We start from the raw sequence: 12637 nt of genomic DNA on the forward strand, positions 1-12637 counted from the left end.
GTTCGCGTCGCGTTTCCGGGCCCTGGATGTCGTGCGTGTGACGTTCGGCCTGGACGAGCACTATCCTTCCGGAGTGTCCCCGCCTCCCAGCGCCTTGTAGAGTTGCGCCGCCGTGCTCAGCTGGGCGCGGCGGACCTGGACTGCGCCTTGTTGCGAGGCAAACAGTTCCCTCTGCGCATCCAGCACTTCCAGGTAGCTGATGCTTCCCGATTTGAAGCGCATCTCGGCGACGGTCAGGCGCTCCTGATGCGCCTTGACCGTGGCTTCCGTAGCGCGCCGCTGGTCGGCCAGGCTGGCGCGGGTGGACAAAAGATCGGAAACCTCACGAAACGCCTGCTGGATGGTTTTTTCGTAGTCGGCGACAGCCGAGTTTCTTCTTGCCTCGGCAATGGCTTCGAAACCTGCTGTCCTGCCGCCATCGAAAAGGGGTAGTGACAGCGCCGGCTGATATGTCCAGTTGCCCGACCCGGGTCCGAAAAGCGCCGAGAGGCTGCGGCTGGCGAGACCAATGCCGACGGTGAGCAATATTTTGGGAAGAAAAGCGGCCCGTGCCGCGGCAACATTCGCGTTGGCTTCCCTCAGGCGATGTTCGGCTGCAATGACATCGGGCCTCGCATACAGCACCTCTGACGGGATTCCAGGCGCAAGGTCGTTACGCACCTCCTGCTCGTGAAGCTTTCGTCCCTTCGGCAGATCAATGGCCGGATTGCCCACCAGCATGAACAGGGCATGTTCGGTATTTGCCTGCTGATTTTCGAGAACGGCAAGCTCGGCCTCGACAAAATGGAAAGCGCCTTCCGCGAGAAGATAGTCCGACCGTGCGGCGGCGCCCAGTTCCATGCCGCGCTTCACCAGATCGCGATTCTTTCGTCTTGATTCGATCGCGGTGCGCGTGATGTCGATTCGCTCGTTCAATTCCAGCAACGTGAAATACAGATTCGCCACTTCCGCAATCAGCGTTATCCGCATCGCCCGGCTTGCCGACTCGCTTGCCAGATAGCTTGCCCGCGCCGCTTCGGAGAGGTTGGCGATGCGGCCCCAGAAGTCCAGTTCGAACGAGACGACGGTGAGGTTGAGCTCTGTGCGCTCGGTGGTTACCGGACGATCGGTGCCGGTGAAGGCGGCGGGGATTTTGCTCTTGGTCTTGTTCGCCGCCAGGCTGGCTGATGGCAGCCGGTCGGCGTTGGCAATGCCATACTGGGCACGGGTCTCCGCAACCCGTGCCAGGGCCATTTTCAGATCACTGTTGTGTTCCAGGGCGCTGGTGATGAGTGCCTGCAATCTTTGATCCTGGAAAAAGCTGCGCCACTGGATCTGGGCAACAGGAGTTGCCTCTGCCCCGGGTGTACTTTGTCGCCATTGAGCCGGAATGCCGGAGGCGGGGCGTTGATAGTCGCCGACTTCGGCGCAACCCGTCGCCAGTCCGACGATGCAGGCAAGCATGCCGATGGGTATCGCGGAACCCTGCCGGAGCCGGCATGTTCCATTCGGCCCGGATGGGCGACGGGACATGTCAGGGCTCCTTGAGCGACTCGAACAGCCGGCGCGAAATCGGGGCCATCAGATAGGACATGAAGCTGCGTTCGCCGGTCTTGATCACGACTTCGGTAGACATGCCCGGGCGCAGCTGGCGCCCCTTCAACTTGGCGATTCCATCGGTGGTCACTTCGACTCGCGCGAGGTAGTAGGGTGAGGCGTTGGGGGGTTCATGGCGATCACCCGATACCGACTGGACGCGCCCCTGAACGACGATTGACGGGGTATCGGGGAAAGTGGAAATTCGAATGTCGGTATCAAGACCCGACTTGACCCGGCTTGCAGCCGTGATGGGCACTTGCACATCAATCAGCAGCTTGTCGCCGGCGGGAACGATTTCCATCAGTTTGCTGTTTGGCGAGATAACCACGCCGGGAGCTTGCGCAATCATGGCGACGACTTGACCCGAGAGGGGCGCGCGAACTGTCATTCGTTCCAGGTCGGCGTCGGCGTCTTTCAGCCTTTCGGTCAGGTTGGCGACTTCGCGGCGGGTTTCGGTAGCCTGGGTTTCGACATCCTTGAGATACTCCTGACGACGCTGGAGCTCGCGCAAGCGAATCTCCGCGCCGCTGCTGCCCTCCCGGGCGATACGGGCTTCAAGCTCGCTGGTGACGCTGGTCAGCTCTGCAAGCTGGCGCTCCTGCTCAAGCAGGCGATTGCGCGGGGTATATCCCTCCTCGACCAGCGGTCGGGTGCTTTCGATTTCCTTCCGCAACGACTCGGCCTGCTGGCGACGCGCATAGAGCTGATTGCGGGCTCCCGTCGCCTGAATCCGTGAAGCGGCCAGGTTCTCCTGCAGAATGGCCAATTCGCCCCTGAATGCATCCTGCCGTGCGCGGAACAGCGCTTCTTGCGCGCGCAGCAAATCCTGTCGTCCAAGTTGCGCTGCATGGGTAACGATCTCTTCCGGAAACGCCAGTCGTGCCGCAAAGGTTTGCTCGGCGGTTAGTCGCGCCAGCTTGGCAACTGCCGCGATGTACTCATGGAGCACGGTATCGCGTGCCGATTGGGCGCGGACCGCATCCAGTTCCAGAAGGATGTCGCCTTCCTTAACGGCCTGGTTCTCGCGGACCTTGACCGTCGATACCGTGCCGCCGGTAAGGTGGGAGATGGTCTTGCGATGCGATTCAACGACGACAACGCCGGGGGCCGGAATTCCTTCGTCAAGCGGTGCGAAAACCGCCCATAGCGCGGTAACGACGAGACCGAAGAAGATCACCCGGTAGCCAAAGGAGATCGCATCGCTTGGATCGTCGATGTTCTCCGCAGGATATCCCGTACCGACGGCAGCCATTTCGGGACGAGCAATATCCTGGCCTGCTGGTCGGCGCAGCAATTTGCGCCACCATGAATCGCTAGCGGCCATGGCGAAGACTGGCTGGGAACATTAATCGCATTCGAACATCTTAGTGCCGGCGGTCTTTGCCAAAGACGTACAAAAACAGGGGAAATGCGAGTCTTCCCGGCGGCTTGGCCCGATGTGCTCCGGGTCGGTCCGGAGGATATGGCTGCTCAGGTCTGGGCAGCCGCTGCCGCGGAGGCCAGCTTGGCCATGACTTGCTCGCGAGGACCGTAGAGCAGAACCTGTCCCTCCTGCATGACCAGAATCAGATCGCAATTGCGGATTGCGATCGGCCGGTGGCTCACAATCATCACCGTCTGCCCACGCTGCTTTGCTTGCTGCAGGGCGGTGTCCAGTGCAAGTTCTCCGGCTTCGTCCAGATTGGCGTTCGGCTCGTCCAGGACCAGCAATGGCGGGTCGCCATACATTGCACGGGCAAGGGCGATGCGCTGGCGCTGCCCGCCTGACAGGAAGGCGCCATTGGCACCCACCTGGGTGCCGTAACCATCTGCCATCTGCAAGACCATTTCATGCACGCCGGCAGATCGTGCTGCCGCAATGACCTTGTCGCTGTCGAGCGGGCCCAGACGCGCGATGTTTTCGGCGACCGTACCTTCGATCAGTTCAACGTCCTGGGGTACATAGCCGATATAAGGCCCCAGCTGATCGCGCCGCCATGTACGAAGATCGGCCCCATCGAGACGCACGGTTCCCATGCGAGGAGCCCAGACCCCGGTAATCAATCGAACCAGCGTGGATTTTCCCGAGGCGCTGGAACCCACGATCGCGACGATGACCCCGGCCGGGATTTTCAGATTGACACTCTGGACGAACGGTGCCGACGCACCCGGCGGGCCACCAAAGACTCCTTCCAGGGTGACCTCTCCCTTGGGCGGAGGCAAGGTCACGCCCGAGTACTCCTTGTCCGCATGGCGCAGGGCGTCATCAAGGCGTCGCCAGCATTCGGTGGTCGTCCCGAGTTGTGACCAGGTCATCAGGAGGGATTCGATAGGTCCGGAAATCCGGCTGGATAACAGCATCGCGGCAAACACGATGGATGGCGAGACGTCGGTGGATAGAAACAGAAAGCCGCCGACCCCCATCGCAACCGACTGGTTCGCCATCCGAACAAACTTCGACACGCCCTGGGTGAAGCCGGCCCGATCACTGGCTATCGCCTGATGCACCAGATGGCGTTCCTGCTTTTTCTGCCAGCGCTCCAGCATCATCGGGAACATGCCCATCGCTTCTATTACTTCCCCGTGCCGCATGTTGGTTGCCACGAACTGCGAGGTCTCTGCTGCGCTGTTGTTGGAATCGGCCAGCGGCGTTCGAACCGAGCGGTCGGTGATGTAGGTCAGAATCATCATCACGATGGCTCCGCCAAGAACGACCAGGGCAAGCAGCGGATGAATCATCAGCGTAACCAGAAGGAATATGGGTACCCATGGTGCATCGAGCGCAGCCAGCACGGCATATCCGGTAAGGAAGGATCGCACCTGGGCGAGATCTCCCAGCAGGCGGCGGCCGTCGCCCAGCTTTTCCACCTCGAACCGATGTGATAAGGAGAGCAGTCTTGGACCGATACGACGATCCAGTCGCACCCCGAGCCTGACCAGAACTCGCGAACGGGCCCATTCCAGTGCGCCCATGACGGCAAAGATGGCCAGGACGAGGAGCGTCAGCATGAGCAGGGTCATCATGTTTCGGCTGGTCATGACGCGATCCGACACTTGCATCATGTAGACCGTCGGCGCGAGCATCAAAAGGTTGATCACGGCGCTGAATACAAACACCGCGAGCCACGCCTGGCGCGATTCGAGCAGGATCCCGAGCAGGGGCGACGGTTGCGATTTGCTACCGGAGGCCAGTGCCGCGCGTAAAGACATTGAGGACATCATGCAATGCTATGGCACCCGAACCTTCTGTCTATTTGCTAACAGGACCATAAAATTGGCGCTTTCCGTAGATTGAACGGGATATCGGGATGCATTGCCAACCAGTTCGGGTTCCGCCATGAAGGAACTCGGGTATTCGTGGCAATGGATGAGAAGGCCGGTAATTCCCCCTTTTCGTCGGCGACGCGAAATCGCAAAGCATCGCTATGCTTGTCCGATGGCATGTCCTTGTCGACCTGAAAAAGGGAGCCCGATCGGCTCTCGACCGCCTTTGGCAAATGGCTGCACTCGCCAGGCCACCTTCGCATGAAGGCGCGGCAGACAGTCCGGCGCAAGGGTTCTGAAGAGTCCACGAGGGATGGTATGAACGATTTGCAGCAGATTCTGGTCAGCGCAATCCAGGCGCAGGAGCGCGGCGAGATAGATGAAGCCGTGCGGCTGTTCAAGGCGGCGCTGGAAATGCATCCCGGTCATCCGGCTGCCTGCTACTCGCTCGGTGTGATTGCCATCCGGCGGGAAGATCCCGCCGATGCCCTGCATTGGGCCGAGGTCGGAATGGCGGCGGCACCCGGATACGCTCCGCTGCGTTTTCTGGCCGGGTCGGCGTTGCGAGCGGCGGGTGCGAGCGGCGAGGCTGCCCTGCAGCGTTTCGACGAGGCCATTGCCCTGCAGCCGGATTACATAGAAGCATTGGTCAATAGCGGCGTGGCCCTTCGCGACATGCTCCGTCACAAGGAAGCGCTCGAACGGTTCAATCAGGTGTTGGCGATCAACCCGGACTACACGACCGCATTGGCCAACTGTGCCGTTCTGCTTACCGAATTCAAGCAGAGCGAAGAAGCGATAGCGATGTTCAAGCATCTGCTGGAGGTGCAGCCTGACTATGACTATGGGCCAGGCCTGCTTTGTTTCGAACGCTTGCATGTCTGCGACTGGACTGACTACGATGAGACCGTCAATAAAATCATCGGGGAAGTCCGGGCCGGACGCCGCAGTTGCAAGTCGCTGGCAATGATGGCGATTTCCGATTTTGCCGGGGATCATTTCCAGTCAGCCCGGATTTTTGGCGAACATCTCTATCCGTCAGGGTCGAGGCGCCTGTGGCAGGGCGAGGTTTATCGGCATGACCGGATTCGCCTGGCCTATATCTCGCCCGATTTGCGGGAGCATCCGGTCGGCCACCTGATGGCCGGGGTATTCGAACATCACGACAGGTCGCGATTCGAACTTATCGCGATTTCCCTGGGAATAGATGACAAGAGCCGCTTGCGTGGGCGAATGCTGAAGGCGTTCGACCGATTCATCGACGCCAAGACCATGAGTCCGCCGCAGATCGCTCAGCTGATCCGCTCCCTCGAAGTGGATGTCGCCGTGGATCTTGCGGGTTACACCGCCGATTCCCATCCCGAGGTACTGGCGCAGCGGCCGGCGCCCGTGCAGGTCAATTTTCTGGGTTATGCCGGATCGATGGGCGTCGACTACATGGATTACCTGATAGCCGACCGTCACGTGGCCCCGCGCGAACACTGGCCCTATTACAGCGAAAAGATCGTATATATGCCGGACGCGTATTTACCGACCGACGGCAGTGTTGAGATACCTGAAGAGGCTCCGGGTCGCTCGGCTTACGGCTTGCCGGAAACCGGTCTGGTGTTTTGTGCCTTCAGCCATGACTACAAGATTTCGCCCGGGATATTCGCCATCTGGATGCGCTTGCTCAAGCGCACCAAGGGAAGCGTTTTGTGGCTCATGTCGCGCAGCGAGATCAGCCAGAAAAATCTCTGGGCCGCGGCAGAGGCGCAGGGTGTTGACGCAGCGCGATTGATATTTGCGACTCGCGTGCCGCGGGTCGAGGACCATCTCGCGCGGTATCGGCTGGCTGACTTCTTCCTGGATACCTATCCCTACAATGCCCATACTACGGCTGCCGACGCGTTGATGGCCGGGGTTCCGGTGGTGACATGCATGGGTGAGGCTTTTCACGCACGAGTCGCCGGCAGCCTGGTACATGCTGCCGGCCTGCCCGAACTGGCCACGCATTCGCTGGCTGACTACGAAGCGCTGGCCCTGGCCCTGGCTGCCCAGCCAGAAAGAGTCAGCCGCCTGAAGGCGCATTTGCGCGAGACGCGTGCCAGCAGTCCGCTGTTCGATACCGCAAATTTCTGCCGCAACCTCGAGGCCATCTACATTTCCATGTGGCGCAAGTATCGCCTCGGAACAGCGCCGGACTCACTATGAGGAGGTGGGGCGTAGATCGGCGACGATTGATGATATTCGGCTATCCGGACCGGCTGGGCTAGCGATGCATCCGACCGCCATGCTCAATGCCCGAATGTTTTTCGACGTCTACGGCGCGTCGTTCGCGTCGGCGCGGGTGGCGGATATAGGTGCGCAGGATGTGAATGGCTCGCTGCGTGACGTTTGTCCATCCAGGTTCACCTATATCGGTGTTGATTTCGTTGCTGGAAAAGGCGTTGATGTCATCCTGGAAGACCCCTATCGATTGCCGTTTGAAGATCAGTCCATTGACATGGTCGTGAGCAGTTCTTGTTTCGAGCACTCGGAACTGTTCTGGGTGCTTTTTCTCGAGATCGTCCGCGTTCTCAAGCAGCCCGGGCTGCTTTACTTGAATGCACCGTCAAATGGAGAGGTTCATCGTTATCCACTCGACTGCTGGCGCTTCTACCCGGACAGTGGCAAGGCGCTGACAACCTGGGCGCGACGGAGTGGATACGATGTTACCTTGCTCGAGTCATACACAAGCAAGCAGATCGGAGATGTCTGGAACGATTTCGTCGCGGTTTTCCTTAAAGGCGACAGGTTTTCGCACGATTTTCCAGGACGCATAACCGACGGTTTCGAGGGATTTACCAACGGCACAGCCCTTGGTCGGGCGAACAATCTGAATCCGCAACGATATCCCGAGGATATGGACAAACTGATGCTGATCTCCGATCTCATAAGCAACAGGATTTCGGTAAAGCGCTGAATGAATCGGATGGAGGGGTGATTCCATGGTGAGGAAGCTGCATATCGGCGGCAAGGTAAGACTGGACGGTTGGGAAGTCCTGAATGCCTTGCCCGGAGACTACGTGGATCATATCGGTGACGCGAGAGACCTTTCGCAGTTCGCCGACAACACTTTCGATGAGATTTATGCTTCGCATGTGGTGGAGCATTTCGACTACATGGGGGAACTGGAGAGCACATTGCGCGAGTGGTATCGGGTTCTTGCGCCATCAGGCCGACTAGGCATCAGTGTTCCTGACCTGGATATCCTGGCCACACTGTTCATCCAAAAAGAGGTCATGACGTTCGAAGATCGATTCATGATCATGCGCATGATTTTTGGGGGGCACGTTAATCAATATGACCATCACAAGGTCGGTCTGAGCCAGGATCTGCTGACCGGATATTTGATGCTGTGTGGATTTGCCGGCGTTGAGCGCGTGGGCTCTTTCGGCATTTTTGACGACTCCAGCAACGCCATATTCAAGGGGCAGCCGATCAGCCTCAATGTGGTGGCGGTGAAACCAGCCTGATCGAAATGATGAAAAGAATCGGCGGGATGCCGCAGTCATCCGCTTGGAGCCCGATGGACGTGCCGACATGGCAACTTGATAAAGGCAGCTGCAATGGAAAATCCTAATGCATCGCAGGGCGAAGTGCTGAACCTGCTTAACCTGTTTCGACCGTGGCACATGGTGAATTTCAGCAAAATCCGTCTTGGCTCGCCGAATGACGGCGGTTACGTATTGCCCGCCCTGGCTCTCGAGTCGAATCTGCTGGTATCGATAGGAATCGGCAACGACATCAGCTTCGATGAAGAGTTTGCCAAGCGGGGAGCGCAAATCTACCAGTTCGACCACACAATCGAAGCACCGCCCTATACCCATCCAAACATGCATTTCTTCCGCAAGGGATGGGGAGCTGTCGCGTCCGAGCAACTAATGTCTTTTGATCAGATTGTCGATGTCGTCGATTGGTCCAATGCCCGACATCCCGTGCTGAAGTTCGATGTCGAGGGAGCCGAATGGGGCGGTCTGAATTCGATGAATCCGGAACATCTTGCCCGTTTTGAGATCGTGACCGCCGAATTTCACAATATTGAACAGATCTTCTACAGAGCCAACTACGAGTTGTTGTTCTCCGCGTTCAGCAAGCTAAGCGCCAGGCATGTACCGGTGCATCTGCACGTAAATAACTATCAAGGCGTAACGCTGGTGAGCGGCGTACCGGTGCCCTGCGTGATAGAGCTGACCTATTTGCGGAGGGATTGCGGTGTTTTCGGCGGACATTCCACCGAGCCGATTCCCGGTCCGCTCGATCAGCCGAACAACAAGATGGCCCCCGATATTTGCCTTCGGCCGTTCTAAGGCCGACAGATGATTGCCTGGCACATTCGCGCATCTTGGACAGCCCGAGAGTAACCAAAGAAAATGGCCATGAAACAAGTATTGATCGAGGGTTGGCGCGGCATCAGCCAGTCGTTCGCGATGGTGAACCAATATCAACTCGTAGAGTTGGCAAAGCTCGAAGGATTGTCGCTGAGCCATCTCGACTTGCCGTACTCCAATCCGGCATGGACCGTGACAGGTAACGACCCCTCGTTTCCGCCCGAATTCAAGGCGGTGATAAAGGCGGTTCCTGCTCCCGTGGGCCAGAGTTTCGACACTGCGTACAACATCTCGTTTCCCTTCCGGAGGCCAGTTACGGAAGCGGGAAGATACATCTCCTTCATGACAGGCGAGTTCGGCCTGTTGCCCACGAGCTTTTCGCCGACGGGAGCGGATGTCGACCAGTTCTGCCGCGGAGAAGGCATCATCACCGTGCCTTCGAACTGGTCACGCATGAAAGTGATTGAGTATGGGTTTGATCCGGACAGGATAGTTGTGGTCCCGCATGGCGTCAGCTCAGACGTTTTCAGTCCAGTCGAGCAAAAAGGGCGCGAGGAAGTCCGCAGCCAAATTGGCCTTGATGCCGACCATTTCGTCTTTCTGAACGTGGGTGCGATGACCTGGAACAAGGGCATCGATATTCTGCTTCGTGCGTTCGTGGACGTGAGAAAGAGGCACGCAGATGTACGGCTGGTTCTGAAAGATGCCAGTACCTTGTACGGTATAAGAGGTGCCAACGTGGTTGCGACGTTCATGCAGGAGAATGCCGAACTGACGCCCGACATTTTGGCTTCGATAAAGGTGATATCGTCGGGGCTGCCCCTGTTCCAGATGCGTTTGCTCTATGGTTCAGCGGACGCATATATTTCACCCTATCGGGCCGAAGGTTTCAATCTTCCCGTCATTGAAGCAATCGCGTGCGGCACTCCGGCCATTGTCACGGACGGTGGTGCGACAGACGACTTTTGTGGGCTATCTACAGGATGGAAAGTTCGTAGCGATCAGGTCCAAAACATCGACAAGGCTGTCCCTGGAGCCGGATATCATCTTGAGCCTCGGCTTGACAGCCTGATTGAGCAGATGGAGTCGGCAATAAGCGAGCAAAAATCGATGACGGAATCGTTTGCCGCGGCCAGACAAAGACTGGTCGCCAGATTCTCATGGGCTTCGGCAGCAAGGCAACTGGAGGCTCTGTTTTGATGGGAGTGCAGTGAGGTGGCTGCTTGAAGAAGCCTCGGCGAACGTCTATTGGGGAAGATATCCATTCAGGAAGTATCACAGCGCCTGGTGACGCGCGGGTAGCAATCCTGATTCCGGTATATAAGCCTGAACTGTCGCCTCTCGAGCAGTTCTCTATCGATTATTCGCTCTCGGTCATCAAGGACAGGAAATGCTTCTTCATTGCTCCAGCCGGCCTTGATTGCAGCTATTACAGTAATCGCTACCCCCGGGTCGAATTTGAATTCTTTCCACGGGAGTACTTCGATTCGATCGACAGCTACAGCCGCCTTTTGTTGGCTCCATTTTTTTATGATCGCTTCCTGAGCTTCGAGTTTGTTCTTATTCTCCAGCCGGATGCCATCCTGATTCGCGACGATCTTGATTTCTGGATCGGGCAGCCATTCGACTATATTGGGGCTCCTTGGCCGGACGGGGTAGAACTTACGGTTTGGCGTGACCGGTTTCGTGATGACCTTCGTCGGCGCGTGAGGGCGACTGTTGGAAATGGCGGCCTGAGTCTTCGTCGGGTCAGAAAATGCCTTGCCTTGATCCATGAATTCCCGGAGACCCGCACAGTATTCATGGAATCAGGGACAAACGAGGATTCTTACTTCTCCTTGTTGGGGGCTCTGTCGATAGATTTCATCATTCCGAACGAGATTATTGCTTCCCGCTTTTCGATGGAACTGCGCCCCGAGTATTTCCACGCAGTAAATGGAGGTTATTATCCAATGGGTGTCCATGCATGGTGGACCGTTCAGCCTAGGTTCTGGGCACCCTGCATCCCGCCGCTTGCTGCCGTGCTCTAGCAAGGGCTCCTTGGCCAAGGAGCGACGCTGACTCCGCTCTGGAGTCACCTGCCGGATAAATGGCTCGAATCCCTAAAGATTTCCTTATCACTGCCGTTGTAGACATCGATAGCGGAGAACTGTAGTTCGAAGTCGTGGTGTCGATTTTCCGCCAGTCCGCAATAACATACTGTTATAGATATGTTTTGTGATGGGGAAGGGGGTTGGGGCATTGGTTGTCAGCAATTCTGCTTGGCGACTGCAAGTTGAACACAATTAGCTGGCTTGTAACTTGCTTAAATTTTGCGGATTGATTCGGGTGTGAAGTATTTCACGGTAGGGGTGGTAGGTGCGTGCTATACAGGACAACAGAGGGTGCGGCGCGGTATTGGTGGTTGCGGTGAGTGAATTTCGAGCGAAGTAGTTTGGGTGGGTTGATTCGGTCCAGTAATAATCATTCCAGGCAATTTCGACAGTCGGTTGGATATGCGCAGGTCTAGCGTGCCAAGGTATTTGCCGCAGGAAGCGCAGCGTTTCTTAAAGGATGCAAAATGGCACTAACTACTTCGACGACGACGGCCGAAATTGCCGCACTAACCACCACCCAGATGGCGGCATTGACCACCGATGAGTTGGCATTGCTGTCTTCCGTTCAGGCATCTGCGTTTTCTTCTACGCAGATCGGCAACCTGACCACCGCCCAACTCTCGAAGCTTGCTACTGCAGCGTTTGGGGGGCTGAAAACCACAGTAATCTCCGGTTTGACGACGGTACAGACGGCTGGTTTGACAACCGATCAGATTGTGGCGCTGACTACGGCACAGGCAGCTGTACTCAAATCGACGCAGCTTGCTTCGCTATCCACCGATCAGATTTCGAAGATGGAGGTGGCTGATCTTGCCGCCGTGCAGGCAACCTCGATAATCGGCATTACTACCGCCGGCATCCAGGCACTCACCACCAGCCAGATTCCGGGTCTTGCGGCTGTTTCGAGCTTGACCACGGTGCAGACAGCAGCGCTTTCAGCCGGCCAGATTCAGGCGCTGACCACGACACAGGCAGCAGCGCTGATCTCGGCTCAGGTTTCAAACATGTCGACGGCGCAGATCAATGCCTTCGAAACGGCAGACTTGGCAAAGCTCTCTGCGACAGTTATTTCAAAGTTATCGACGGACCAAGTCAAGGCGCTGTCGACTGACCAGATTCAAGCGCTCACCACGACGCAGGCTGCCGCTCTCGTTTCAGCCCAAGTGGCGGGACTGACAACGGCTCAGATCAGCAAGATCGAGACGTTGGATTTGGCCGCTTTGAAGAGCAGCGTGATTGGGGCTTTGTCGACTACACAGGTCAGCGCATTGACAACGGACCAAATGGTTGCGCTGAACGTAGCGCAGACCCCTGCATTGACGTCGACACAGCTTGCCGCACTTTCCACGGCGCAAGTATCGAAAATCG

Annotated in this window: 9 protein-coding genes and 1 pseudogene; 7 read left to right on the forward strand and 3 right to left on the reverse strand. The window is 57.4% G+C overall.

What is annotated here, in order from left to right; genetic code table 11:
- Positions 1-60: 60 nt before the first annotated feature.
- From SUTH_RS04710 to SUTH_RS04720, 3 genes are all read right to left on the reverse strand, one after another.
- The gene (locus tag SUTH_RS04710) at positions 61-1512 is read right to left on the reverse strand and encodes an efflux transporter outer membrane subunit (RefSeq protein ID WP_148312849.1); all 1452 of its coding nucleotides are present in this window, start codon (positions 1510-1512) and stop codon (positions 61-63) included.
- Between the two features lies 1 nt (position 1513).
- Positions 1514-2830 (reverse strand): HlyD family type I secretion periplasmic adaptor subunit, encoded by a 1317-nt coding sequence (locus SUTH_RS04715; protein ID WP_052473243.1) that lies wholly within the window; start codon positions 2828-2830, stop codon positions 1514-1516.
- 218 nt (positions 2831-3048) lie between these two features.
- The gene (locus SUTH_RS04720) at positions 3049-4767 is read right to left on the reverse strand and encodes a type I secretion system permease/ATPase (RefSeq protein WP_052473245.1); all 1719 of its coding nucleotides are present in this window, start codon (positions 4765-4767) and stop codon (positions 3049-3051) included.
- A 372-nt stretch (positions 4768-5139) separates the two neighbouring features.
- Here SUTH_RS04720 and SUTH_RS04725 point away from each other — a divergent pair, with 372 nt between their 5' ends.
- The 7 genes and pseudogenes from SUTH_RS04725 to SUTH_RS20330 all read left to right on the forward strand — a co-directional run.
- Positions 5140-7014, forward strand: coding sequence for an O-linked N-acetylglucosamine transferase, SPINDLY family protein (locus tag SUTH_RS04725; RefSeq protein WP_041097485.1), 1875 nt, complete (start codon positions 5140-5142; stop codon positions 7012-7014).
- A gap of 64 nt (positions 7015-7078) precedes the next feature.
- Positions 7079-7765 (forward strand): methyltransferase domain-containing protein, encoded by a 687-nt coding sequence (locus SUTH_RS04730; protein ID WP_041097487.1) that lies wholly within the window; start codon positions 7079-7081, stop codon positions 7763-7765.
- A gap of 25 nt (positions 7766-7790) precedes the next feature.
- Complete coding sequence (locus SUTH_RS04735) at positions 7791-8318, forward strand: class I SAM-dependent methyltransferase (protein WP_041097489.1); 528 nt, start codon at positions 7791-7793, stop codon at positions 8316-8318.
- 93 nt (positions 8319-8411) lie between these two features.
- Complete coding sequence (locus SUTH_RS04740; protein ID WP_041097491.1) at positions 8412-9152, forward strand: hypothetical protein; 741 nt, start codon at positions 8412-8414, stop codon at positions 9150-9152.
- Between the two features lie 69 nt (positions 9153-9221).
- Positions 9222-10373: a glycosyltransferase family 4 protein gene (locus SUTH_RS04745; protein WP_171817311.1), complete on the forward strand. Its 1152-nt coding sequence runs from the start codon at positions 9222-9224 to the stop codon at positions 10371-10373.
- A gap of 23 nt (positions 10374-10396) precedes the next feature.
- A complete protein-coding gene (locus tag SUTH_RS04750; protein WP_148312850.1) occupies positions 10397-11203 on the forward strand; it encodes a DUF5672 family protein in 807 nt (268 codons plus the stop codon).
- A 1070-nt stretch (positions 11204-12273) separates the two neighbouring features.
- Positions 12274-12555, forward strand: a pseudogene (locus tag SUTH_RS20330) (hypothetical protein); the annotation flags it as partial.
- Positions 12556-12637 lie beyond the last annotated feature (82 nt).

The organism is Sulfuritalea hydrogenivorans sk43H, from assembly GCF_000828635.1.
GTDB lineage: Bacteria > Pseudomonadota > Gammaproteobacteria > Burkholderiales > Rhodocyclaceae > Sulfuritalea > Sulfuritalea hydrogenivorans.